This window comes from Streptomyces sp. NPDC091649 (assembly GCF_044756785.1).
Classification (GTDB): Bacteria; Actinomycetota; Actinomycetes; order Streptomycetales; family Streptomycetaceae; genus Streptomyces.
This window is the reverse complement of record NZ_JBIVTR010000010.1, coordinates 172,633-197,058: the sequence shown is the minus strand read 5'-3', so window position 1 is coordinate 197,058 and position 24,426 is coordinate 172,633. Positions and strand designations below refer to the sequence as shown.

At 72.2% G+C, this 24,426-nt stretch carries 21 protein-coding genes and 2 pseudogenes; 11 read left to right on the top strand and 12 right to left on the bottom strand.

The features are described 5' to 3' along the window. Nucleotides 1–20: 20 nt before the first annotated feature. Together ACIQMU_RS19080 and ACIQMU_RS19075 are read right to left on the bottom strand one after the other, a co-directional pair. Nucleotides 21–341, bottom strand: coding sequence for a helix-turn-helix domain-containing protein (locus ACIQMU_RS19080; RefSeq protein ID WP_356725002.1), 321 nt, complete (start codon nt 339–341; stop codon nt 21–23). A 116-nt stretch (nt 342–457) separates the two neighbouring features. Continuing rightward, a complete protein-coding gene (locus ACIQMU_RS19075) occupies nt 458–709 on the bottom strand; it encodes a hypothetical protein (RefSeq protein ID WP_352240721.1) in 252 nt (83 codons plus the stop codon). A 264-nt stretch (nt 710–973) separates the two neighbouring features. Here ACIQMU_RS19075 and ACIQMU_RS19070 point away from each other — a divergent pair, with 264 nt between their 5' ends. From ACIQMU_RS19070 to ACIQMU_RS19055, 4 genes and pseudogenes are all read left to right on the top strand, one after another. Next, nucleotides 974–1,813: a TIM barrel protein gene (locus ACIQMU_RS19070; RefSeq protein ID WP_402689260.1), complete on the top strand. Its 840-nt coding sequence runs from the start codon at nt 974–976 to the stop codon at nt 1,811–1,813. A gap of 94 nt (nt 1,814–1,907) precedes the next feature. Then, the gene (locus tag ACIQMU_RS19065) at nt 1,908–2,801 is read left to right on the top strand and encodes a 2-hydroxy-3-oxopropionate reductase (RefSeq protein ID WP_356724578.1); all 894 of its coding nucleotides are present in this window, start codon (nt 1,908–1,910) and stop codon (nt 2,799–2,801) included. 246 nt (nt 2,802–3,047) lie between these two features. Further along, complete coding sequence (locus tag ACIQMU_RS19060) at nt 3,048–4,505, top strand: catalase (RefSeq protein WP_352240718.1); 1,458 nt, start codon at nt 3,048–3,050, stop codon at nt 4,503–4,505. A 384-nt stretch (nt 4,506–4,889) separates the two neighbouring features. Further along, nucleotides 4,890–5,351, top strand: a pseudogene (locus tag ACIQMU_RS19055) (alpha/beta hydrolase); the annotation flags it as partial. Between the two features lie 111 nt (nt 5,352–5,462). Here the strand turns inward: ACIQMU_RS19055 and gcl are convergent. Then, nucleotides 5,463–7,247, bottom strand: a complete 1,785-nt coding sequence (gcl, locus tag ACIQMU_RS19050) for a glyoxylate carboligase (RefSeq protein ID WP_402689259.1) — start codon at nt 7,245–7,247, stop codon at nt 5,463–5,465. A 259-nt stretch (nt 7,248–7,506) separates the two neighbouring features. On the opposite strand from gcl, the gene ACIQMU_RS19045 reads away from it, so the two are divergent. Then, nucleotides 7,507–8,202, top strand: coding sequence for a hypothetical protein (locus ACIQMU_RS19045; protein WP_402689288.1), 696 nt, complete (start codon nt 7,507–7,509; stop codon nt 8,200–8,202). A 135-nt stretch (nt 8,203–8,337) separates the two neighbouring features. Here ACIQMU_RS19045 and ACIQMU_RS19040 read toward each other — a convergent pair. Further along, nucleotides 8,338–8,454 (bottom strand): annotated as a pseudogene (locus tag ACIQMU_RS19040) (AraC family transcriptional regulator); the annotation flags it as partial. A 65-nt stretch (nt 8,455–8,519) separates the two neighbouring features. Between ACIQMU_RS19040 and ACIQMU_RS19035 the strand changes: the two are divergent. Both ACIQMU_RS19035 and ACIQMU_RS19030 read left to right on the top strand, forming a co-directional pair. Then, entirely contained in the window at nt 8,520–9,236 is a 717-nt protein-coding gene (locus ACIQMU_RS19035; RefSeq protein ID WP_402689258.1) for a GNAT family N-acetyltransferase, read from the top strand. A 9-nt stretch (nt 9,237–9,245) separates the two neighbouring features. Beyond that, on the top strand, nt 9,246–9,443 hold the full coding sequence (locus tag ACIQMU_RS19030; protein ID WP_352240714.1) for a hypothetical protein: 198 nt from the start codon (nt 9,246–9,248) through the stop codon (nt 9,441–9,443). A 60-nt stretch (nt 9,444–9,503) separates the two neighbouring features. On the opposite strand, the gene ACIQMU_RS19025 is transcribed toward ACIQMU_RS19030, so the two are convergent. Beyond that, entirely contained in the window at nt 9,504–11,111 is a 1,608-nt protein-coding gene (locus ACIQMU_RS19025) for an AMP-binding protein (protein ID WP_352240713.1), read from the bottom strand. Continuing rightward, complete coding sequence (locus tag ACIQMU_RS19020; protein WP_352240712.1) at nt 11,108–12,784, bottom strand: AMP-binding protein; 1,677 nt, start codon at nt 12,782–12,784, stop codon at nt 11,108–11,110. Before ACIQMU_RS19020 ends, ACIQMU_RS19025 begins: the two co-directional genes overlap by 4 nt. A gap of 127 nt (nt 12,785–12,911) precedes the next feature. Here ACIQMU_RS19020 and ACIQMU_RS19015 point away from each other — a divergent pair, with 127 nt between their 5' ends. Then, nucleotides 12,912–13,754 carry a helix-turn-helix transcriptional regulator gene (locus tag ACIQMU_RS19015; RefSeq protein WP_352240711.1) on the top strand — a complete coding sequence of 281 codons (843 nt, stop codon included), beginning with the start codon at nt 12,912–12,914 and terminating at the stop codon, nt 13,752–13,754. An 89-nt stretch (nt 13,755–13,843) separates the two neighbouring features. Here ACIQMU_RS19015 and ACIQMU_RS19010 read toward each other — a convergent pair whose 3' ends face one another. The 5 genes from ACIQMU_RS19010 to ACIQMU_RS18990 all read right to left on the bottom strand — a co-directional run bounded on the left by ACIQMU_RS19010 (nt 13,844) and on the right by ACIQMU_RS18990 (nt 18,933). After that, the gene (locus ACIQMU_RS19010; protein ID WP_352240710.1) at nt 13,844–14,569 is read right to left on the bottom strand and encodes a hypothetical protein; all 726 of its coding nucleotides are present in this window, start codon (nt 14,567–14,569) and stop codon (nt 13,844–13,846) included. Beyond that, complete coding sequence (locus ACIQMU_RS19005; RefSeq protein WP_352240709.1) at nt 14,566–15,090, bottom strand: SigE family RNA polymerase sigma factor; 525 nt, start codon at nt 15,088–15,090, stop codon at nt 14,566–14,568. Before ACIQMU_RS19005 ends, ACIQMU_RS19010 begins: the two co-directional genes overlap by 4 nt. 106 nt (nt 15,091–15,196) lie before the next feature. Then, nucleotides 15,197–16,354: a right-handed parallel beta-helix repeat-containing protein gene (locus tag ACIQMU_RS19000; protein WP_356724561.1), complete on the bottom strand. Its 1,158-nt coding sequence runs from the start codon at nt 16,352–16,354 to the stop codon at nt 15,197–15,199. Between the two features lie 75 nt (nt 16,355–16,429). Further along, on the bottom strand, nt 16,430–17,434 hold the full coding sequence (locus ACIQMU_RS18995) for a glutathione S-transferase C-terminal domain-containing protein (RefSeq protein ID WP_352240707.1): 1,005 nt from the start codon (nt 17,432–17,434) through the stop codon (nt 16,430–16,432). Next, complete coding sequence (locus ACIQMU_RS18990) at nt 17,431–18,933, bottom strand: MFS transporter (RefSeq protein WP_402689257.1); 1,503 nt, start codon at nt 18,931–18,933, stop codon at nt 17,431–17,433. Before ACIQMU_RS18990 ends, ACIQMU_RS18995 begins: the two co-directional genes overlap by 4 nt. Nucleotides 18,934–19,056: 123 nt before the next feature. On the opposite strand from ACIQMU_RS18990, the gene ACIQMU_RS18985 reads away from it, so the two are divergent. From ACIQMU_RS18985 to ACIQMU_RS18975, 3 genes are all read left to right on the top strand, one after another. Then, a complete protein-coding gene (locus ACIQMU_RS18985) occupies nt 19,057–19,452 on the top strand; it encodes a VOC family protein (RefSeq protein WP_352240705.1) in 396 nt (131 codons plus the stop codon). A 213-nt stretch (nt 19,453–19,665) separates the two neighbouring features. Continuing rightward, complete coding sequence (locus ACIQMU_RS18980) at nt 19,666–20,757, top strand: glycoside hydrolase family 5 protein (RefSeq protein WP_352240704.1); 1,092 nt, start codon at nt 19,666–19,668, stop codon at nt 20,755–20,757. A 232-nt stretch (nt 20,758–20,989) separates the two neighbouring features. Further along, on the top strand, nt 20,990–23,398 hold the full coding sequence (locus tag ACIQMU_RS18975; protein ID WP_402689256.1) for an endonuclease/exonuclease/phosphatase family protein: 2,409 nt from the start codon (nt 20,990–20,992) through the stop codon (nt 23,396–23,398). 120 nt (nt 23,399–23,518) lie between these two features. On the opposite strand, the gene ACIQMU_RS18970 is transcribed toward ACIQMU_RS18975, so the two are convergent. Continuing rightward, on the bottom strand, nt 23,519–24,406 hold the full coding sequence (locus ACIQMU_RS18970; RefSeq protein WP_352240702.1) for an alpha/beta fold hydrolase: 888 nt from the start codon (nt 24,404–24,406) through the stop codon (nt 23,519–23,521). Nucleotides 24,407–24,426: the final 20 nt, after the last annotated feature.

Here is a 24,426-nt window from a genome sequence, read left to right as displayed (position 1 = left end):
TTTCGTGCGTGTTCGGCCAACTACTCGCCCTTGGCCGCATGTTCCCGGTTCAGGTAGTTGTACACGGTGAACCGGGAGACCCCCAGGGCGCTCGCCACCGTCTCCACCCCGTGCCGTACGGAGAAGGCACCACGTGCCTCCAGCGTCCGGACGACACCCTGCTTGGCCTTGCGGTCGAGGTCGGCGAGCGGCATTCCGTGCCGCCGCTCCATCGCGGCGAGGATGTGGTCCAGCGAGTCGGAGAGCTGGGGCAGGCGCACGGCTATGACGTCCCGGCCCTCCCAGGCCAGCACCACGTCGTCCTGCTGAGCCTCCTCGGGGACCAGCAGCTCCGCGCCCATCGCGTCGACGAGCGGCTTCACCGCCGACACGAGAGGGTGGCCGGCCGCGACCGGCGGGCCATCGGCCCCGGAAGGGGCACCGACGCCCGCGGCCGGGGGGCGATCGACGGATTCGGTCACGACGCCTCTCCCCCGATCACGTTCACCTGGAGCGAGACGCGGGTGGCGCCGGAGGCCAGGGCCCTCCGCAGCAGGGAGTCCACGGCGGTGAGGACCTCGTCCGCACCCCCTTCCGCGGTGTTGCCGAAGGGGCCGACGTCGACGGCGTCCAGGCCGGCCCCCTGAATCACCTCCCGGGCCACCACCGCGTGGGTGGGCGCCTCGTCGAGATCGAACGGCTCGGTGGTGAACTCCACCCTCAAGCGCACTGTGCCTCCATGGTGTCCTCGCCCGGGTGCGGGCCCCCGCGGCTCGGCCACGACTGTATCCGCCGGGCGGAACCGCTCCGGTGCGCTCGGGGCCCGACGGCGGCGGTCACGGCGCGGGCCCCGCGGCGCCCGCGCCTCCGCTTCCGCACACCGCCGGCCGGGGCGAATTTTCCGGCACCCCCTTGACAGCCCCGTCACCCGCCGGGCAATCTTCCGTTAAGCAGAAACTAACTTCCGCAATACGGAAGGAGCGCCGACATCCTCATGGGATACCCGGACCAGCGCTTCGATGTGAACCTTTCGATCCTCTTCACAGAACTCCCGCTCCTGGAGCGTCCTGCGGCAGCCGCCGCGGCGGGCTTCACGGCGGTCGAGCTGTGGTGGCCCTGGATCGAGACCCCCACCCCGCCGCAGGCCGAGCTCGACGCCCTCAAGAAGGCGCTCGACGACGCCGGCACCCAGCTGGTGGGGCTGAACTTCTACGCCGGACAGCTGCCCGGACCCGACCGAGGCGCGCTCTCCGTGCCCGGCACGGAGTCGGACCGCTTCCGGGCCAACATCGAGGTGGCGGCCGACTTCGCCGCCTCGACCGGCTGCACGGCGCTCAACGCGCTGTACGGCAACCGCGTCGAAGGCGTGGACCCGGCGGTGCAGGACGCCCTCGCCCTGGAGAACCTCGTCCTGGCCGCCCGCGCGGCGGACCGCGTCGGGGCGACCCTCCTGGTCGAGACCCTCAACAAGCCGGAGTCGCCGCTCTACCCGCTGGTCAGCGCACCGGCCGCGATCGAGGTCATCGACAAGGTCAACGCGGCGACGGGTCTGGGGAACGCCACGTTCCTGCTGGACCTCTACCACCTCTCGATGAACGGCGAGGACCTCAGCCAGGTGATCAAGGCGTACGCCGCGAAGACCGGCCACGTCCAGATCGCCGACAATCCGGGACGCGGTGCGCCGGGAACCGGCTCGCTCCCGCTGGAGCGGCTCCTCGACGAGCTGAAGGACGCCGGTTACACGGGCCGGGTCGGCCTGGAGTACAAGCCGGGCGACCGGCCCAGCGCGGAGTCCTTCGGCTGGCTCCCGGCATCGGCCCGAGCGGCCCGCTGACCGATCGCGGACGGGCCGGAGCGACCACCGGCCGCGCCCGCCACCCCCTCGCCGGCGGGTCTTACGTACACACGTTTTTCAGGAAGGCACCCTCATGAGCAACAACCTCCCCAAGGTTGCGTGGATCGGTCTCGGCATCATGGGCTCCCCCATGTCCGAGAACCTGATCAAGGCCGGTTACGACGTCACGGGATACACCCTGGAGCAGGACAAGGTCGACCGGCTGGTCGCGGCCGGCGGCACCGGCGCCTCCTCGATCGCCGACGCGGTCCGGGACGCGGACGTCGTCATCACGATGGTGCCCGCCTCCCCGCAGGTCGAGGCCATCGCCTACGGCCCCGACGGCATCCTGGAGAACGCCAGGAGCGGCGCGCTGCTGGTGGACATGTCCTCCATCACCCCGCAGACCTCCGTGGACCTCGCCGAGAACGCGGCCGCGAAGGGCATCCGGGTCCTGGACGCGCCGGTCTCCGGCGGCGAGGCCGGCGCCATCGAGGCGGTCCTGTCCATCATGGTCGGCGGCGAGCAGGCGGACTTCGACGCCGCGAAGCCGCTGCTGGAGGCGCTCGGCAGGACCATCGTCCTCTGCGGCCCGCACGGCTCCGGCCAGACGGTGAAGGCGGCCAACCAGCTGATCGTGGCGGTCAACATCCAGGCGTGTGCCGAGGCCGTGGTCTTCCTGGAGAAGTCCGGCGTCGACCTCGCCGCCGCGCTGGACGTACTCAACGGCGGCCTGGCCGGCTCCACCGTGCTGACCCGCAAGAAGGACAACTTCCTCAAGCGGGACTTCGCGCCCGGCTTCCGCATCGATCTGCACCACAAGGACATGGGCATCGTCACGGACGCCGCCCGCAACGTCGGCGCGGCCCTGCCCGTCGGTGGCGTGGTCGCCCAACTGGTCGCCTCGCTGCGCGCCCAGGGCGACGGCGGCCTGGACCACTCGGCGCTGCTGCGCTCGGTCGAGCGGCTGTCCGGCTCCCGGGTCTGATCCTCCCCCCGGCCCCGTGGCGGGGCGGACCGGCCACCACCGCCGGACCGCTCCCGGGGCCACGGCCCGCACGACGGGCCCCCCGAACTCCGGGCCGCGGTGGCGCTGACACCTGTCCTGTCGCGCCCAGGCGCCGCCGCGGCCCGGAACCATCCTCTTCGATTTCAACAAACTGTTGACGTTACTTCACGGCGAATCTACGCTCCTCAAGCCGTCAGCAGCTCGTACGAAAGGTCATCCCGCCACATGGCTAAGCGTGTGCTCACGACCGAGTCAGGCGCCCCGGTCGCCGACAACCAGAACTCCGCCACCGCCGGTGCCGGGGGACCGATCCTCCTCCAGGACCAGCACCTCCTGGAGAAGCTCGCCCGCTTCAACCGTGAGCGCATCCCGGAGCGCGTGGTGCACGCCCGCGGCTCCGGCGCGTACGGCTACTTCGAGGTCACCGACGACGTCACCGGCTTCACCCGCGCCGACTTCCTCGGCGAAGTGGGCAAGCGCACCGAGACGTTCATCCGCTTCTCCACGGTCGCGGACTCGCTCGGCGGCGCGGACGCCGTCCGCGACCCGCGCGGCTTCGCCCTCAAGTTCTACACGGACGAGGGCAATTACGACCTGGTCGGCAACAACACCCCGGTGTTCTTCATCAAGGACCCGATCAAGTTCCCCGACTTCATCCACTCGCAGAAGCGCGACCCGTTCACGGGCAAGCAGGAGCCGGACAACGTCTGGGACTTCTGGGCGCACGCCCCCGAAGCGACGCACCAGATCACCTGGCTGATGGGCGACCGCGGCATCCCCGCCTCGTACCGCCACATGAACGGTTACGGCTCGCACACCTACCAGTGGACGAACGCCGCGGGCGAGGCGTTCTTCGTCAAGTACCACTTCAAGACCAACCAGGGCGTGCGGTCCCTCTCCGCCGAGCAGGCCGCCGAGCTCGTCGGCAAGGACGCCAACTCGCACCAGACGGACCTGCTCCAGGCCATCGAGCGGGGGGTCAACCCGTCCTGGACGCTGTACGTCCAGGTGATGCCGGCCGCCGAGGCCGCCGACTACCGGTTCAACCCGTTCGACCTCACCAAGGTGTGGCCGCACGGCGACTACCCGCTCCAGCGGGTCGGCCGCCTCGTCCTGGACCGCAACCCGGACAACGTCTTCGCCGAGGTCGAGCAGGCCGCGTTCTCGCCGAACAACTTCGTGCCCGGCATCGGCCCGTCCCCGGACAAGATGCTCCAGGGCCGGCTGTTCGCCTACGCGGACGCGCACCGCTACCGCCTGGGCGTCAACCACACCCAGCTGCCGGTGAACGCCCCGAGGACCGCCGTCGTCGACAACTACGGCCGTGACGGCGTCCACGCGACCCGCAACGGCTCGCGCCACGACAAGAACTACGAGCCCAACTCGTACGCCGGTCCCGCGCAGACCGACGCGGCACTCTCCGCGCCGCTCGCGGTCCACGGCTGGACGGGCACGCACGAGGCGCCCGCCCACACCAAGGACGACGACTTCTTCCAGGCGGGCGAACTCTTCCGGCTCATGTCGGAGGACGAGCGGGGCCGCCTGGTCGCGAACATCGCCGGAGGTCTCTCGCAGGTCACCCGCGACGACGTGATCGAGAAGAACCTCGCCCACTTCCGCGCCGCCGACGCCGACTACGGCAAGCGCGTCGAGGAGGCCGTCCGCGCCCTGCGCGAGGACTAGGGCCTCTCCGGCGGATCAGGGCCGGGCTCCGCCGGGCCCTCCGGGCCCGGGAATACGGGCCCCCCGGACCCCGCCCGTACCGCGCACCCGGATGAGGGGTGCCGCGCGGCGCGGGCGGGACGACGAGGCCGCGGCGGTCGAGCGATGCCAGTGCGGTGGTGAAGGACCCGGGGTCCGTCTCCTGACCTGAAGGAGACGCCCGCCCCGGTGCCGATCGCCGCCGCCGCGGTCCCTGTCACCGAGCACCACCTTCGCGTCACCCGTGAACGAGGGCGCGGAGTACGGATACGGTCCCGTACTCCGCGCCCTTCCGCGTTCTCCGGCACGACCGGACCGGTCCGCCTGCCCGCCCTCGGTCCGCCTATCCGTCCTCGGCCTGCCGCCGGAGCCGAACACGTCCTCGTCGGCGGCCCCCCGTGGTGGCTCGGCTTTCACGCCGTCCCCGGCCTCGCCGAGACCGTCCTGGCCGGAAACGAGGCCCCGTACATCGACTGGTTCCTCGACGCGGGGACGCTCGGCCGCGGAGTGCCCGACGGCATCCGCGCGGCCTTCCTCCGCGCGTACACCGGGAGCGAGGCCCTGCGCTGCGCGTTCTCCTATTACCGGGCCCTGCCCACCAGCGCGCGGCAGATACAGGACGCCGTCACGACGGCCCGGCTGACGATGCCCACCATGGCCGTCGGCTCCCACCCCATCGGCACCGGGCTCGAACGCCAGCTCCGCCCTTACGCCGACGACCTGGTCGGGCACCAACTCCAGGACTGCGGCCACATCATCCCCCTGGACCGCCCCGACGCGTTGTACGCGCTCCTGGCTCCCTTCCTCTCCGCCGATCTGCCGGAATGACCGGTGCCGGAAGGGGGCACGCCGGGGCGGGCCGGAAACACCGGGGCACGGCGAGGGCCCCCGCCCGGGAAGTTCGCTCCCGGGCGGGGGCCCTCGTCGGCTACGGGCCCGTCAGGACACCGTCAGGGGACGGATCGCGGTGGGCGCGTGGGACGGGTCCGTGGCGATGTCCTCGAACTCGTTGACGGACGCGATGTCCGTGCCGCTCATCGCGATGTTGGTGACCCGCTCCAGGATCGCCTCGACGACCACCGGCACCCGGAACTCCGCGGCGAGCTTCTTCGCCTCCTCGAAGGCCGGCAGCAGCTGGTCCGGCTCGGTGACCCGGATCGCCTTGCAGCCGAGGCCCTCGACGACCTTGACGTGGTCGACGCCGTAGACGCCCAGCTCCGGGGAGTTGAGGTTCTCGAACTCCAGGTTGACCTGGAAGTCGATGTCGAAGTTGCGCTGCGCCTGGCGGATGAGCCCCAGGTAGGAGTTGTTCACCAGGACGTGGACGTACGGGATGCGGTGCTGCGCGCCGACGGCCAGCTCCTCCAGCATGAACTGGAAGTCGTAGTCGCCGGAGAGGGCGACGACCGTGCCCTCCGGGTCGGCGGTGGCGACGCCCAGCGCGGCCGGGATCGTCCAGCCGAGGGGGCCCGCCTGGCCGCAGTTGATCCAGTGGCGCGGCTTGAAGACGTGCAGCATCTGCGCGCCGGCGATCTGGGAGAGCCCGATCGTGGTGACGTAGCGAGTCTCGGGGCCGAACGCCCGGTTCATCTCCTCGTACACCCGCTGCGGCTTGAGCGGCACGTTGTCGAAGTGGGTGCGGCGCTGGAGGGTCGCCTTGCGCTCCTGGGTGGACGCGGCCCAGGCCGAGCGGTCCTTCAGCTCGCCCGCGGCCTTCAGCTCGCGCGCCACCTCGACGAAGAGCTCCAGCGCGGCCTTGGCATCGGAGGCGATGCCGAGGTCGGGGGCGAAGATCTTGCCGAGCTGGGTGGGCTCGATGTCCACGTGGACGAAGGTGCGGCCCCGGGTGTAGACGTCCAGCTTGCCGGTGTGGCGGTTGGCCCAGCGATTGCCGATGCCGAGGACGAAGTCGGACTCCAGGAAGTTCGCGTTGCCGTAGCGGTGCGAGGTCTGCAGGCCCACCATGCCGGCGTTCAGCTCGTGGTCGTCGGGGAGGATGCCCCAGCCCATCAGGGTCGGGACGACCGGGACACCGGTCAGCTCGGCGAACTCCACGAGGAGTTCGGAGGCGTCGGCGTTGATGATGCCGCCGCCCGCGACGAGCACCGGGCGCTCCGAGGCGTTCAGCATCTGGACGGCCCGCTCGATCTGCTTGCGGGAGGCCGCGGGCTTGTGCACCGGGAGGGGCTCGTACAGCTCCGGGTCGAACTCGATCTCGGTGAGCTGGACGTCGATCGGCAGGTCGATGAGGACCGGGCCGGGGCGGCCGGTGCGCATGAGGTGGAACGCCTGCTGGAAGACGCCGGGCACCTGCGCGGCCTCCAGGACGGTCGTCGCCGCCTTGGTGACCGGCTTGGCGATCGACGCGATGTCGACGGCCTGGAAGTCCTCCTTGTGGAGGACGGCGGTCGGGGCCTGGCCGGTGATGCACAGGATCGGGATGGAGTCGGCGATGGCGGAGTACAGGCCGGTGATCATGTCGGTGCCCGCCGGACCCGACGTGCCGATGCAGACCCCGATGTTGCCGGCCGCGGCCCGGGTGTAGCCCTCGGCCATGTGGGAGGCGCCCTCGACGTGGCGGGCCAGGGTGTGCCGCACCTCGCCGGATGCCTTGAGGGCCGCGTAGAAGGGGTTGATCGCCGCACCCGGCACACCGAACGCGTTGCTGACGCCTTCGCGCTTGAGGATCTCAACTGCCGCTCGGGCAGCGGTCATACGAGGCATTGAGTGCTCCTGCTCGGGATTGGTGGAGTCGGGCTCTGTCGCGCCACCTGAGAGCACCAATTCCGTATTACGGAAATTCAGTTCTGCTATACGGAAGCAATCTAAAACGTGGGACGACCTCCGTCAAGGGCGGGGACGGCGCCCCGCCCGCACGAAGTACGCCGATTCCCTCCCCAACGCCTCGCTCCTGGTGGACGATGGCGTGACGAGGGAGGCACGGAGCGCAGTGGACAGCACGCCGTGCCGGAGGGAGACGATGGTGGAGTCCGTGCCGGTACGGTGTCCTGTCTGCGGCCGGGACCACGCCTACAGCGCACCGGCCTACCCCTGCCCGTGCGGGGCGCCCACCGCTCCGCCGCTGCTCCGGGACGCCCCGGCGGCCCTGGTCACCCATCGCAGCTGGAGCGACGCGTGGGTCACCGTCCGCTGCACGTCCTGCGCCAGGGAGAACCAGTGGCCGCAGCCCGAGCTGTGCTGCCCGTGCGGGACCATCCTGCGCATACCGGTGCGCCCGGCGGATGCCGCGCCGGACTCCCCGGCCCACATCCCCCTGCCGCGCACCGCCGCGCGCCCGCGCCCGGTGTTCCGGCCGATGGCGATCCGGCCGGGCCACGACGCGGTGAGCGCGGCCGGCCGGTATCTGACCTGGCTGGGCTTCCACGACGTCGGCCGGCCCGGCGCGGGCCCGGCCGCCGGGATCGACCTGCGGGCCGACGGGTTGATCGCGCGGGTCGACTCCAGCACCCGGCCCACGACACTGCGCGCGGTCGAGACCCTCTGGCTCAACGCGCTGGGCGCGTCGGCGACCGGGGTGTTCTTCTCCCTCGCCGGATACGCCCCCGACGCGCGGGCCGGCGCGGACGGCGTCGGGCTCCCGCTGTTCGTCATGGAACTCACCGGAACCGCGCAGCCGGTCAACGGCCCTGCCGACGAACTGGTCAGCACGGGCGCCTGAGACCGCGCCCCGCCCGGCGGGCCCGGAGCGGGCTCGGTCGGTGACGGGCGTGCTCCTGGACCGACGGACGGTCCGCGAGAGGCCCCGGGCGTCGCGGGCGGGTCCGGGGCCCGCCGGCGGGCCCGGGCCGCTGGTTCAGCCGAACGTGCGCCGGCAGGTCTGCGGACCGACGCCGGCGGTGCGTTCGAAGCGGTCCCGGAAGGCGGTGGGTGAGCCGAAGCCGACCTGGCGGCCGATGCGCTCCACGGAGTGCGTACGCACACCCGTTATCCGGCCACCGCGTACCGCCGCGCCGTCCGGCGCGGCACACTGAGCACATGCGTATCCGCTCCGCCAGACGCTCGGATCTCCCGCTACTCCAGGACATCGAGCGCGCCGCAGGGGAACCGTTCCGAACCCTGGGCATGGCCTTCGTGGCCGACGACGATCCGCCCCCGCTCGACCTGCTGGAAAGCTACCGGCAGGCAGGACGTTGCTGGGTGGCGGCCGACCCCCTCTCCGCCACCGGGGACCGGCCGCTCGGCTATGTGATCGCCGATCCCGTCGACGACGCCCTCCACATCGAGCAGGTGTCGGTCGACCCGAGCGCCGCCCGCCGGGGCATCGGCCGGGACCTGATCGCCCACCTGGCCGTCCTGGCCTCCGGTGGGGGCATGGCGGCACTCACCCTGACCACCTTCACCGATGTGCCGTGGAACGCCCCGTACTACACGCGTATCGGCTTCCGGATCCTGACCGAGGGCGAGCTCACCGACGGGCTGCGTGCGATCCGTGCCGAGGAGGCCCAGCACGGCCTCGCCCGCTGGCCCCGGGTCTGCATGCGCCGCGAACTGACGTCCGCCGTCCGGACGCCGAACCCCCGGCCGTCGGCTGTCCGGTCGTCAGGCGTCCGGCCCCCGGACGCCCGGCCCTCGCCCTCGCCCTCGGGCGCCCGGTCGCCAGATGACGCGGGATCCACGAAAGCCCCCCGCGTTCCGGACAGTTCGGTGACCTCCGGAGCTTCGGAAGCCGTGGCTGTCAGTGGTGGCACGTAAGCTATGCGCATGGCTTTACTCCCGGACAGCTCCCTCCCCGCAGACCGCCCCGCTCCCGCCGCCGAGCAGGCCAACGAGGCCATCCGCGCACTCGTCGACGCCTCCGGACAGGACTGGTCGGAGGTGGAGGCGGCGACGTACGAGGTGCTGCTCATCGAGTGGGCGGCGGCGACCCGGGGCGGCCCCGACATCATCGAGGCCGCCTGACCCGGCCCTTGCGTTCGGGTGCCGGGCCCGCCCCTGCGGGACCCGGCGCCCGGGCCCCGTTCAGTCCGTGTACGCCTCGCGGAGTTCGATCTTTCGGACCTTTCCGCTCACCGTCATCGGGAAGGTCTCCAGAATCCGCAGCCTGCGCGGGATCTTGTAGTGTGCGAGCCGCTCCCGGCAGTAGGCGGCGAGTTCCTCCAGGGTGGGCGGTTCGGCCGGGTCCCGGGGGATGACGCAGGCCAGGATCTCCTCGCCGTAGCGCTCGTCCGGCACCCCGACCACCTGGACGTCGGCGATCTTCGGGTGGCCGTACAGGAACTCCTCGATCTCCCGCGGGTACACGTTCTCGCCACCCCGGATGATCATGTCCTTGATCCGGCCGACGACCTGGACATAGCCGTCCTCGCGCATCACCGCGAGGTCCCCCGTGTGCATCCAGCGCCCGGTGTCGACGACCTCGGCGGTGCGGTCGGGCTGGTCCCAGTAGCCGAGCATCACGCTGTAGCCCCGCGTGCGCAGTTCGCCCGCGTCGCCGCGCGGCAGCGTGACCCCGGTGACCGGGTCGACGACCTTGACCTCGATGTGCGGCAGCACACGGCCGACCGTGCCGGTGCGACGCTCCAGGTCGTCGTCGCGGCGGGTCTGGGTGGAGACGGGGGACGTCTCCGTCATGCCGTAGCAGATGGACACCTCGGCCATGTGCATCTCGGCGACGACCCGCTTCATCACCTCGGCCGGACAGGGAGAACCGGCCATGATTCCGGTGCGCAGCGAGGAGAGGTCGTACGCGGCGAAGTCCGGCAGGTTCAGCTCGGCGATGAACATGGTGGGCACGCCGTACAGCGAGGTGCAGCGCTCCCGCTCGACGGCGGCCAGTACGGCCCCGGGCTCGAAGGACGGGCCCGGGATCACGATGCAGGCGCCGTGGGAGGTGCTGGCGAGGTTGCCCATCACCATGCCGAAGCAGTGGTAGAAGGGCACCGGGAGGCAGACCCGGTCCTGCGGGGTGTAGGCGATCGTCTCCCCCACGAAATACCCGTTGTTCAGGATGTTGTGGTGGGAGAGCGTCGCCCCCTTGGGGAAGCCCGTGGTGCCCGAGGTGTACTGGATGTTGATCGGGTCGTCGCAGGACAGCTCCGCCTCGCGGGCGGCCAGTTGCTCCCGGGTGACGGCGGGCGCGGCGGCGGTCAGCTCGTCCCAGGAGGGGTCTGCGATGTAGTGGACGGCTCGCAGGTCCCGGCAGGCGGCGCGGACCTGGTCGACGAGGGCCCGGTAGTCGCTGGTGCGGTGGGAGAGGGAGGCGACGAGCAGGGAGATGCCTGCCTGCTTCAGGACGAACTCCACCTCGTGGGCACGGTAGGCGGGGTTGATGGTGACCATGACCGCGCCGATACGGGCCGTGGCGTACTGGACGAGCACCCACTCGGGGCAGTTGACCGCCCAGATGCCGACCCGGTCGCCCTTCGCCACCCCCGACGCCATCAGTGCGCGGGCCACCACCTCGACGTCCGCGCCGAATTCGGCGTACGTCCAGCGCCGGCCCGACACCACGTCGACCAGTGCCTCGCGGTCGCCGTGCGCGGCGACCGCCCGGTCGAGGTTGCGGCCGATGGTGTCGCCGAGCAGTGCGGTGTCGCCGGTGCCGTGCGCGTAGGACAGCTCGCTCACTTCAGATCCCCCTCGTCGAACTCGGTGCCGCCGCCCTGGGCGGTGCGTTCGCGGAGTTCGATGCGGCGGATCTTGCCCGAGACGGTCTTGGGCAGTTCCGCGAACTCCAGCCTGCGAACGCGTTTGTACGGGGCGAGAACAGCCCGGGAGTGCGCGAAGAGGATTTTCGCGGTGTCCGGCCCCGGCTCCCAGCCCTCCGCCAGCACCACGTACGCCTTCGGGACGGCGAGGCGGAGCGGGTCGGGTGCGGGCACGACGGCGGCCTCGGCGACCGCCTCGTGCTCCAGCAGGGCGCTCTCCAGCTCGAACGGCGAGATCTTGTAGTCGGACGCCTTGAACACGTCGTCGGCGCGGCCCACGTACGTGATGTAGCCGTCCTCGTCGCGCGCGCCGATGTCCCCGGTGCGGTAGTAGCCGCCGGCCATCGCCTCGGCGGTGCGGTCCGGGTCGCCGTGGTAGCCGGTCATCAGGCCGATGGGGCGGTCGGCCAGATCGAGGGAGATCTCGCCCTCGGCCGCCCCGGGACGGCCGGTGACCGGATCGAGCAGTTCGACGGCGAACCCGGGGCTCGGGCGGCCCATGGAGCCGGTCTTGAGGAGCTGCCCGGGAGTGTTGGCGACCTGGACGGCGGTCTCCGTCTGGCCGAAGCCGTCCCGGATGGTGACGCCCCACTCCCGCCGGACCGTCTCGATGACCTCCGGGTTCAGCGGCTCCCCGGCCGCGACGACCTCCCGCGGCGGGGCTTTCAACTGGCTCAGGTCCGCCTGGATGAGCATCCGCCAGACGGTGGGCGGGGCGCAGAAACTCGTGACGCCCGAGCGGTCCATCTCGGCCATCAGCCGGCCCGCGTCGAAGCGGGTGTAGTTGAAGATGAAGACGGTGGCCTCGGCGGTCCACGGGGCGAAGAGGTTCGACCAGGCGTGCTTGGCCCAGCCCGGCGAGGAGATGTTCAGGTGGACGTCGCCCGGCTTGAGCCCGATCCAGTACATCGTCGACAAGTGGCCCACGGGGTAGGACACATGGGTGTGCTCGACCAGCTTCGGGCTCGCGGTGGTGCCGGAGGTGAAGTAGAGCATCAGCGGCTCGTCCGCGTCCGTCTCCCGGCCGGGCGTGAAGGCGGCGGGCGCCTCGGCCGCTCCCGCGTACGGCAGCCAGCCCGTCACCTCCTCGCCGACCGCGATCCGCGTGTAGTCCCCGGGGACCTCGTCGAACTTCGCGGTGTCCACGTCCCGCACCAGGACATGACGCACGCGGCCGCGCTCGACCCGGTCGCGCAGGTCTGCGGGGCCGAGCAGCGGGGTGGCGGGGATGACGACGGCCCGCAGCTTCATCGCGGCGAGTGCGGTCTCCCACAGCTCGACCTGGTTGCCGAGCATCACGAGAACGCGGTCGCCCTCCCGCACGCCCTGCTCCGTCAGCCAGTTGGCGGCCCGGTCGGAGCGTTCGGACATCGCCGCGAAGGACACCTCGGTGCGCCGGCCGTCCTCCTCCACGATGTGCAGGGCGGTGCGGTGGTTGTTCTCCGCGATGACGTCGAACCAGTCCAGCGCCCAGTTGAAGTGGTCCGCCCGGGGCCAGCGGAAGCCCGCGTACGCCCTCTCGTAGTCCTCGCGGTGCTCCAGCAGGAAGTCCCGGGCGGCCCGGAACGTCTCGGTCGCGCTGGTTGCCGACATGTGCCCTCCTCATTACGGACCGGTCGCTTAACATCATGTAAACAGTGACCCAGGTCTCACCACCCCCGGACGGGGGTGGTCCACTCCCCCGCCCGGGGGAGAACGGGACGGGTGGAGGGGCGTCGGAGTGGCGGAATCGGTCGATGCGGTCGAGATGCAGGCAGCGCTGTTGAGGCTGCGCCGCACGAGCGGGCTCCCCGTGGTGTTCGGCGGCCTGTTGTCCGACGCGCGCCACGCACGGATCGCCGAGCTGAACGGAGCGCAGACCAGCGCACTGCGCGGCCTGGTCGTCTCCGCCGGCAGCGGCCTGGGCGGCAAGGCCATCGCACTGTCCCGGCCCTGCGCGGTGACGGACTACGCCTCCTCGCGCCACATCAGCCACGAGTACGACGCGGCGGTGGCCGCGGAGGGGCTGCGCTCGGTCGTCGCGGTCCCCGTCGTCGTACGGCGTGCGGTGCGGGGCGTGCTGTACGGGGCCCTGCGCACGCCGGTCACGCTCGGCGACCGGACGTTCGACGCGGTGGTGGCGGCGGCCCGGGATGTGGAGCAGTCGCTGGCGGTGCGGGACGAGGCGCGGCAGCTGCTGGCGGCAAGCCGGGGGCGGGTCAGTGATCCGGACACGGTGCCCGGAGCCTGGGAGGACGTGCGCGAGGCCCACCGCGAACTGCGTGCTCTGCTCCCGAGGATCGTCGACCCGGCGCTGCGCGCCGAACTCCTGGCCGTGTGCGGACGGCTGGCCTCGGCGTCGGGGGCCAAGGCGCCCGCGGCCCGGGAGGTCGGTCTCGCGCCGCGCGAGGTGGACGTGGTGGCGTGTGTCGCGGCGGGCGCGACGAACGCGGCGGCGGCGGAGCGGCTGGGGCTGCGGCCCGAGACGGTGAAGGGGTATCTGCGGTCCGCGATGCGGAAGCTGGGGGCGCACACGCGGCTGGAGGCGGTGGTGGCGGCCCGCCGGGCGGGGTTGCTGCCCTGAGCCGCGCGCGGGCCGAGGTGGGACTGTTGCCCCGAGCCGAGGGACCGGGCGCAGGGCCGCTGCCCGAGCCGAGGGACCGACGGGGCGGCTCACGGGGTGCGGGCGAAGTCTCCGTGGACCTCGTACGTGCCGCTCGCCGCGGTCGCCGTGGCCCGGTAGACGTCCGCGCCGGCGTCGCGGCCGCCGGAGGCGTGGTCGTACTGTCCGGCGAAGACGTGCGTCCCGGCCGGCACGGTACGTCCGGCCCTGAGCGTCCAGCGGTAGACCAGCATGCCGTCGCGTTCGTACACCGAGAGGTCGAAGTCCGCCGCGGGCCGCGTCTCCCAACGTCCGGTGCTCCGCACCCGCTCCGTGCGCGCCACGAACAGCTCCACGGTGAGCGCGGTGAGCGGCTCCCCGGTCTTGAGCGTGACGTTGCTCTGGGCCCAGTGGACGTTGTCGTCCGGAATGACGGAACCGTCCGCCCACAGCGGGCCGTCCGCGGTACGGCCGTCGCCCGGCAGCGGCGGCCGGCCGTGGCCGGTCACGGGCGGGGCGGCGGAGGTCTCCGGCAGGGCTCCGGTGGACACCTCCCGCCCGGTGGACGCGTCCTGCCGCACGAGTGAGGTGACGGCGACTCCGCCGAACACGCACGCCGCGGCGGCGGCGACCGCCGCGAGCGCCACGCGCGGCCAGGCGGTGCGGGGGCGGCGAGCGGCCGGGCTCCGCCGCGCCGCGCCGAGGTCGCGCGCCCGCTCGACCCGGGCCAGTATGCGCGCCCGGTCGGGGCGGTGTGACCGGGCGGCTTCTTCCAGTCGCCTGCGCACGTCGCTCATCGTCGTCCACTTCCCGCGGTTTCGAGGCCGGTCCGGTCGCCCAGGAGCCGTTCGAGTTCCGCCATCCCCTTGGAGGTCTGGCTCTTCACCGTGCCGACCGATATGCCGAGTGCCAGAGCGGTGTCCTTCTCCGACAGGTCGAGCGCGTGCCGCAGCACGACACACGCCCGCTTGCGGAAGGGCAGTCTTCGCAGCGCCTGCCGGACGTCGAGCACGGCCGCCACGTCCGGGCCGTCCGTGCGCTCGGGGCGCCGGGACCAGAACAGCGCGACGCGGCGGCGCTCGCGCACGGCTCCGCGGACGCGGCTGCGGGCCATGTTGGCGACGACTCCGCGGGCGTACGCCACCGGGTGCTCCGCGGCGCACACCCGGTCCCAGCGGTCCCAGAGCGCGACGAGGGCGTCGGCGGCCAGGTCGTCGGCCGCGTCCGCTTCGCCCGTCAGGAGGAAGGCCAGGCGGGACAGTTCGGCGTAGTGACGGTCGAAGAACTCGTGGAACTGCGCCGATGCGTCGTCGGCCATGCCGCAAACCCCTCCGTCGTACGCGCCGATACGGCCTGAACGCCGGATCCTATGCGCCGGCACCGGGGCGGCCGGCCACCGGCCCCGGGACCCGTTCGTGCGGCGGTTACGGCATTCCCGCGCCGATGTCCGGTGTGCCGGTCGCCAGGAAGTCCGTCCTCGGCAGCGAGCCGTCCGCCCTCCGCGGCCCGTACGCCGTGGCCGGGTCGGTGTCGACCGGGCCGACGACCGGTGCGGCGTCCGCGTCCCAGGTGTTGGCGGCCGACACCACGCGCTTGCCGAGCTTCGCCGCTCCGGAGGCGTTGTCGAGCGCGTAGTTGCGGGAGAGGCGGGAGGGCGAGGAGGCGATGTAGTAGCCGGAGGCGTCGTTGGCGTAGGCGGTGTTGCGGTGCAACCGCAGGGCTCCGGGATTGCTGTTGTCCGTGAAGCCGTGCTTCTCGTTGTCCCAGGCGGCGTTGCCGGTGAGGACGTGCGCGGCGCTCGCGCCGCCGCCGCCGAGCTTGAAGCCGTTGCCGTTGCCTTCGAAGGCCGGGTCCTTCCAGCGGTTCACGCCGTTCCCGTACGCCCAGCTGTGCTCGATGCGGACCGGGCTCGCCCACTGCCACAGGTCCACGCCGTCGTCGGCGTTGTTGTAGAGCCGTGCGCCGACGACCCGGTTGCCGGTGCCCGAGCCGAACTTGATCGCGAGGCCGTCGGCGTTCTGGCCGTGGTTCTTCGCGTCGTAGTTGCCGTAGGAGTCGAGGTTCTCGATGAGGTTGTCCGTGGTCCCCTCGCCGCGCAGCGTGAAGCCGGAGTCGCCGTTGCCGTGCGTGGTGAGGTTGCGGAAGATCCCGCCGACGGACGAGGTGACGACGACACCGTGCGCGCGGGAGTTGCGGAAGGTCAGGCCGGACAGGGTCCAGTGGTCGCCGCCGATCGCGACCAGCCAGTCGCCCGCGGGCAGTCCGGATCCGTCGATCACGGCCTTCTCCGCCCGGTGGGCGGTGACGGTGATCCGGCTCCGCGCGGTGCCGTTCGCCTGGCTCTTGAGGCTCTTGACCGGGCGGTAGGTGCCGCCGCGCAGCTGGATGGTGGTGCCGGGTCCGGCGTCGGCGAACGCCTTCTCCAGCTCCGGCGTGGTGGAGACGACGACCGTGCCGGCGGCGGCGCGCGCGTCGTCCGGAGTGCTGGTCAGCCAGACGCCCGCGAGGCCGGCGGTGACGGCGACGGCCACGGCGGCCTGGAGCGTACGCGTCCTGCGGTGTCGTCCTCTGCTGCTGCTCACGTGAGGTGGTTCCTTCGCTCGGTCGGGAGGGGCCCGGCCCGGTACGGCCGGACACCCTCTTGTCGCCGCCGGGACTCAGAAGGTTGCCGCAGGGGGTGTGCCGTCTCCGAACGGCCGCCCGCCGAGCTGTTCGCGGTGGTGCGGGGTGGTCCAGCCGGAGAGGTCGGGTCCGACGGGGACGATGCCCGTCGGGTTGATGCCGGTGTGCACGTGGTAGTAGTGCCGCTTGATGTGGTCGAAGTCGACCGTGTCGCCGAATCCCGGCGTCTGGTAGAGGTCGCGGGCGTACGCCCACAGGACGGGTTCCTCGGTCAGCTTCGTACGGTTGCACTTGAAGTGGCCGTGGTAGACGGCGTCGAAGCGGACCAGGGTGGTGAAAAGGCGGATGTCGGCCTCGGTGATGGTGTCGCCGACCAGGTAGCGGCGGTCCGCGAGGCGGGCGGAGACCAGGTCCAGGCGGCGGAACAGGGCGGCGTACGCCTCTTCGTACTCCTCCTGGGAGCTGGCGAACCCCGCGCGGTAGACGCCGTTGTTGACGTCCCGGTAGATGCCCTCCATGACGTCGTCGATCTCCGCGCGCAGCGGTTCGGGGTAGAGGTCGGGGGCGCCGGGCCGGTGCAGGGCCGTCCACTCGGTGGCCAGGTCGAGGGTGATCCGCTGGTAGTCGTTGGTGACCAGCTTGCCGCTCGGTACGTCCACGATCGCGGGCACGCTGACGCCGCCGGGGTAGTCGCGCTCCCGGGCGTCGTACGCCTCGCTGAGGTAGCGGATGCCGAGGACCGGGTCCTGGCCGCCGGGGTCGAGGGTGAAGCGCCAGCTGCGGTCGTCCTGGATCGGATCGGCGACGGCGAGCGGGAGGGCGTCCTCCAGTCCGAGGAGCCGCCGGGAGACCAGGGCGCGGCTCGCCCAGGGGCAGGCCCGGCTGACGGCCAGCCGGTAGCGGCCCGGCTCGACGGGCCAGCCGTCGCGCCCGTCGGCGGTGATCCGGTCGGCGAAGTGGCTCCGGGACCGCTTGAACGGCTTGTGGCCGTAGGAGGTGTTGCCGTCGTTCCCGGCGCTGTCCGCCGTCGTGTCGCTCATGCCTCGCTCCTCGATGCGTCGGTGGGGTTCGGTGTCGTACGTCGTCTGCCCCGTCGGTCGGCTCCGACCTCGGCCAGCGCCACGATCAGCGCGGCCAGCACGAAGGCGACGGACACGATGAGGCCGTGGTCGTAGGCGTCGGCCCAGCCGTCCGGTTGGACCTGGGCGAAGAACACCGCGCCGACGGCGGCGATCCCGACCGCGGAGCCGACCCGCTGGCCGGTCTGCAGTGTGCCCCCGGCGCTTCCGGCCCGGTTCACCGGCACCTCGGCGAGGGTGAGGGTCTGGTTCGGGGCGATGACCAGGCCGCTGCCGAGGCCGGCGAGGAGCAGCGGGGCGGCCATGGCCCAGCCCGCTCCGGCGCCGGGGACCAGGTGGACGGCCAGGGCGGTGCCCGCGAGTCCGACGGCGACCATGGTCAGGCCCGCCACCACCAGCGGGCGGCCGAAGCGGCCGACGAGCCTGCCGCCGATGGAGGCGGCCGCGCCGGAGCCGAGCGCGAAAGGGGTGATGGCGAGTCCGGCCTGGAGGGCGGAGTAGCCCTGGCCGGACTGGAGGTAGAGGGTGGTGACGAAGAAGATCGAGGTGAACCCGGCGAAGTAGAGCAGGATGAGCAGGCAGCCCAGCCAGTAGGAGCGCAGCCGGAACAGCGACAGGTCCAGGACCGGGTGGGTCGGTCCGCCCGTGCAGCGCGACTCCCAGGCCGCGAACGCGGTGAGCAGGGCCCCGGCCGGGACGAGCAGGAGCCACTTGCCGTTGCCGGGCCACTGCTGGGCCTGGACGAACGGCAGCAGCAGGGCCAGCACCCCGGTGCCGAGCAGGACGACCCCCACCGGGTCCAGGTCGCGCGGCCTCACCCGGCCGGCGGAGGGGGTGTCGGGCAGGAGGCGGTGGGCGAGCAGGAGACAGACGGCGCCGAGCGGCAGGTTGACGTAGAAGACCCAGCGCCAGCCGTGGTCGGGCCCGGCGGCCTGGATGAGCAGACCGCCCAGCAGCGGGCCCACGGCCGTGGAGATGCCGACGACGGTCCCGAACATGCCGAAGGCCCGGCCGCGCTCGCGCCCGGAGAACATCTGCTGGATCAGGGCGGAGATCTGCGGGGAGATCAGGCCGCCCGCGATGCCCTGCACCAGCCGGGCGATCACCAGCCACAGGCTGGACTGGGCGGCTCCGCAGGCGGCGGAGGCCAGGGTGAAGAGGGCGAGCCCCGCCATGAAGACGGCCCGGCGGCCCCGTGCGTCGCCCAGGCGTCCGGCGGGGATGAGGAAGAGGCCGAAGGCGAGGGCGTAGCCGGAGAGCACCCATTGGAGGGCGGACTCGGGGGTGTTCAGTCCCTCCCGGATGGAGGGCAGGGCCACGTTGACGATGGAGACGTCCAGCAGGGTCATGAAGCCCGCCACCAGGCAGACGGCGAGTGCCTGCCAACGTCGGGGGTCGGGGCCGCCGGGGGCGGGGTCGTCGCGCCCGGTCGGCCCGGGGTTCGCCGCGCTCCGTGCCATGGTTCGCACCTTAGGCCGAACCGAGTGCTTCCTCATGCGGGACGCGTCCGCGCCGGTGGCCCGGATGTCGTCGGCCGGGTCCGGCAGGGCGTGTCCGAGGCCGCCGGGGGTACTCGTTCCCCCATGACTGTGGAGAAAACGAGCGTCCTCGTCCTCGACTGCGCCGAGCCCATGGAGCTGGCGGAATTCTACGCCGGTCTGCTCGGCGCGGAGAAACGGAGCGGAACCGATCCCGACTTCGTCGAGATCCTCGACAACGGCGGCGTACGTCTGATGGTGCGCCGCGACCACGACTACGTGCCGCCGAGCTGGCCGCGTCCGGCGGCGGCCCAGGAGGCACGCCTGCGCATCCTGGTGAGCCAGGACGACATCGACGAGGCCGAGCGGGAGGCGATCGGGCTCGGGGCCAAGCCCGTCGACACCGGCGAGTCCAACAGCGGTCCCCGCGACATACGGGTGTACGCGGATCCCGCGGGCCATTCGTTCTCGCTGGCGGTCTATCCGCTGCCGCCCGGCTGAGCGGCACGCGGCCGGGCCGGCGCGTCCGGGCGATGGCGCACGGCGGGCACAGGACGGAATGACGCTCGGCGGCGGGGCCCAACGGGTCCCGCCGCCGAGCCGGTTGACGGTGAGGAAAGTTTCCCGGCATGGTTGACGGCAATTGGTAGGAACCTTTACTTTCAGTTCTGCCGACATGGCGCCTCCCGCCCCCCCTCCGAAGGGAGCACCACCATGCACCAGCGCATCGATCCCCCCACCGGTTCCGTCCCCGGACCCGCCCCCGCGACCCGTCGCCGCGGACTGGCACGCAAGGCCCTGCTCGCCGCGTCCGCGCTCGGTGTCGTCACCGCGCTGATGGCTCCCGTCCGGGCGGGAGCCGCACCGGCCCCCGCCTCCCCCACCGCCGTCACCCCGCTCGCCGCCAACGGCCCGCTCTCGGTCTGCGGCCGGCAGCTCTGCAACGCCTCGGGCCAGGCGGTCGCCCTCAACGGGATGAGCACGCACGGCACCCAGTGGTACGCCCAGTGCGTCACCGGCGGTTCTCTCGACGCCCTGGCCCAGGACTGGCGCGCCGACGTGCTGCGCGTCTCCACCTACGTACAGGAGGGCGGATACGAGACCGACCCGGCCGGATTCACCGCCCGTGCGCAGAAGTTCGTCGACGCGGCGCACGCGCGCGGCATGTACGCGGTGATCGACTGGCACATGCTCTCCCCGGGCGACCCGAACGCGAACCTGTCGCGGGCGAAGACCTTCTTCACGGCGATGGCGAAGAAGTACCGGAACCACCCGGGCGTGCTCTACGAGATCGCCAACGAGCCCTCCGGGGTGAGCTGGTCGGGCATCAAGTCGTACGCCGAGCAGATCATCCCGGTCATCCGCGCCCAGGACCCCGACGCGGTGGTGCTGGTCGGGACGCGCGCCTGGTCCTCGTTCGGGGTGTCCGAGGGCTCCAGTGAGTCGGAGGTCGTGAACAACCCCGTCCGCGCCTCGAACATCATGTACACCTTCCACTTCTACGCGGCCTCGCACCGCGAGGAGTACCTGCGCACGCTCGACCGGGCATCGGACAAACTGCCCGTGTTCGTCACCGAGTTCGGCACACAGAACTACTCGGGCGAGGGATCGAACGACTTCACCATGTCGCAGCGCTACCTCGACCTCATGAAGCGCAAGAAGATCTCCTGGACCAACTGGAACTACTCCGACGACCACCGTTCCGGCGCCGTCTTCAAGACCGGCACGTGCAGCGGGAGCGACTGGGCGGGGACCGGGGTCCTGAAGGAGGCCGGGGTCTGGATCCGCGACCGCATCCGCCAGTGACCCGGTGATCCCGGCCGCCCCGGCCGCCGCCGACCGGACGGGGCGGCCGGGGCCGCGGCGGTGCCCGGGGCGGCCCCCGCCGGCCCGGGCCGGGCGCCGTCCGGGGCGGGCGCCCGGCGCACCGGAACCGGGTACACACCCCGGGTACGCCGGGAATTAACCTCCGATGCCTTGTCAGGCCAGTTCTACGCGCATAGTTTTTGCCCCTACTACTCAGTTGGGGGCACCTCCCGTGCAGATATCCAGATCCGGTTCCGTCCTGCTGACCGGCGCCGTCGCCGCCGCGCTCGCGGTGACGGCTCTTCCCGCCGCCCAGGCGGCCCCGTCCGCCACCGCCGTCATCTCCGAGGTGTACGGCGGTGGCGGCAACTCCGGGGCGACGCTGACCCGGGACTTCGTCGAGTTGGCCAACGCCGGCTCCACACCCTTCGAGACCGGCGGCCTGAGCGTCCAGTACCTCCCGGGCAGCCCCTCGGACGGCTCGCGGTGGCAGGTGTCCGAACTGTCCGGGTCGATCGCGCCCGGCGGTCGCTACCTCGTCTCCCAGGCCGCGGGCAACGGCGGGACCGTCGCGCTGCCCACCGCCGACGCCACGGGCGGCATCTCCATGGCGGCGGGGAGCGGCACCGTCGCCCTGGTCTCCGGGACGAGCCCGCTGACCTGCAAGTCGGCGGCGGACTGTGCGGCGGACGCCCGGATCGTCGATCTGGTCGGCTACGGTTCCGCGGTCGTGCGGGAGGGCAGCAGCCCGGCCCCCGGCGCCTCGGCCACCGCGTCCGTCGCGCGGTCCGCCTCGCTCGCCGACACCGACGACAACGCCGCCGACCTCACCGCGGGCGCCCCGACCCCGGTGAACGGGAAGGGCGAGACGTCCGGCGGCGGGCAGGAACCGGAGGAACCCGGCCCCACCGAGCCCGGCGAGGTGCGGATCCACGACATCCAGGGCACCACGCGCGTCTCCCCGCTCCACGGCGCGGCGGTGACCGGGGTCCCGGGCGTCGTCACCGGAGTGCGGGCCGCCGGCTCGCGCGGCTTCTGGATCCAGGACACCGCGCCCGACGGCGACCCGCGGACCGGCGAGGGTCTCTTCGTCTACACCGGTTCCACCGCACCGGCCGTGAAGGCCGGTGACGCGGTCCTGGTCAGCGGCAAGGTCACGGAGTACTACCCGGGCACCGGCACCCAGTCCCTCACCCAGATCACCGCGCCCCGCACCACCGTGCTGTCGTCGGGCAACCCGCTGCCCGCCGCGACCGTCCTCGACGCCCGCTCGGTGCCCGGCCGTTACGTGCCCTCGGCGGACGGCGGGTCGATCGACGCGCTGCCGCTGGAGCCGTCCCGGTACGCCCTGGACCTGTACGAGGCCCTGGAGGGCTCCCGGGTCGAGATCGCCGACACCCGGGTGACCGGGGCGACGACCTCGTACGACGAGATCTGGGTGACCGTCAAGCCCGGGGAGAACCCGTCCCGGCGCGGCGGCACGGTCTACGCCTCCTACGAGGACCAGAACACCGGGCGGCTCAAGGTGATGTCGCTGGACCCGGAGCGTCCGGTGCCGACGGCGAACGTCGGCGACGTGCTGAAGGGCCGCACCGCCGGCGTACTCGACTACGCCTCGTACGGCGGCTACAACGTGCAGGCCACCGAGCTGGGCACGCTCGTCGACAAGAAGCTGCGCCGCGAGGTCACCCGCGAGCAGAAGCGCAACGAGCTCGCCGTGGCCACGTACAACGTGGAGAACCTCGACGCCCGGGACGACCAGGCCAAGTTCGACACGCTGGCCGAGGGCGTCGCGGTCAACCTGTCCTCCCCCGACATCCTCTCGCTGGAGGAGATCCAGGACGACAACGGCGCGGTGAACGACGGCACGGTGGGCTCCGAGGCGACGTTGCGGCGGTTCGCCGACGCGATCGTCGCCAAGGGCGGACCGCGCTACGCCTGGAGCTACATCGCCCCCGAGAACAACGAGGACGGCGGACAGCCCGGCGGCAACATCCGCAACGTCTTCCTCTACAACCCCGAGCGCGTCTCCTTCACCGCCCGCGCGGGCGGTGACGCCACCACGCCGGTGCGCGCCGTCGACACCTGGAAGGGCGTCAGACTCTCCGCGTCCCCGGGCCGCGTCAACCCGACGAGCCCCGCGTGGGACAACAGCCGCAAGCCGCTGGTCGGCGAGTTCGTGTTCCGGGGCAGGCCGGTCTTCGTCATCGGCAACCACTTCGCGTCCAAGGGCGGCGACCAGCCGCTGCACGGCCGCTACCAGGAGCCGACGCGGTCCTCGGAGACGCAGCGGGTCCAGCAGGCCACCGAGGTCAACGCCTTCGTCGCCTCGCTGCTCAAGGCGGACAAGTCCGCACGGGTCATCACGCTCGGGGACATCAACGACTTCGAGTTCTCGCCGACGATGAAGACGCTGACCAAGGGCGGAGTCCTCAAGCCCCTGATCACCACCCTGGGCGCGTCGGAGCGGTACAGCTACGTCTACGACGGCAACTCGCAGACGCTGGACCACATCCTCACGAGCCCCGGCATCCGGAGCTTCGACTACGACGTGGTGCACATCAACGCCGAGTTCGCCGACCAGGCGAGCGACCACGACCCGCAGGTGGTACGGATCAAGGTCAGCGGCCCCAAGCGCTGACGGAGCGACCCGGTGGGGCGGGCCGGGCCCCGGGGGCCACGTCCCCGGGGCCCGGCTCCGGGCCGCCCCGCCGAAGGGCCGCCCCGCCGAAGGCCCGCTCAGGCCGTCCCCGGGGCCCGCTCAGGGCCGTCCCGCGGGGGCGCCCGCCTGCCGCGGCAGGGTGACGGCTCCGCCCGCCGGCTCCCGGCCGGTGAAGAACCGGGAGACCAGCGAGGCCACGTCGTCGGCCCGTTCCAGGACCACCCAGTGGTCGGACTCCCCGATCGTCAGGAACCGGCTGCCCTCGATCGTCGCGGCGAACTCCCGCTGCCGCGCGGGCGACGTCACCGTGTCGTGCTCTCCGGCGAAGACCAGCGCGGGGACGCCGGTGAGGCCGCCGGAGAAGTCGGGCCGGTCGGCCAGCGCCCGGTAGAGCGAGTCCGCCGCGTGCGGTGAGTGGGTGAGCGCGTGCAGGAAGGAGCGCCGGACGTAGCGGCGGGCCAGTTCCCGTCGGTGCACCGGGCGTTCGGGGTCCAGGCACATCAGCGCGTCGGCCGCCGTCGCGGCGAACCCCTCGCGGTCTCCGGCCGCCAGCTGCCGCCGGGCCCGCTCCCAGCAGGCGACCTGGACCGCGTCGATGTGGACCGGGACGCCGCCGAGGGCCAGGCGGGCCACCCGCTCGCGATGGCGGCGGGCGAAGCCGAAGGCGATGGCGGTGCCGTAGGAGAAGCCGAAGACGTTGAGCCGGGGGGCGCCGAGGTCGTCGGCGATGCCGAGGACGGCCCGGCGCAGCAGATCGGCGCTGGGCCCCGGCGGCAGCGGGTCGGCGCCGCCCATGCCGGGCAGGTCGGCGGTGACCACGTCGGCGGCCGGGCTGAGGTGGTCGTCCATCTGGGGCCAGCCGAACATGCCCTGGAGCGCGCCGCCGAGGATGAGGGCCGGTTCGGTGACCGGTCGCGCCCCCGGCAGGACGCGGTAGCTGTAGCGCACCCCGTCGACCGACAGGGTCCGGATGATCTCCTCGGGCATGTGCTCCTGCGTTCCCTTCC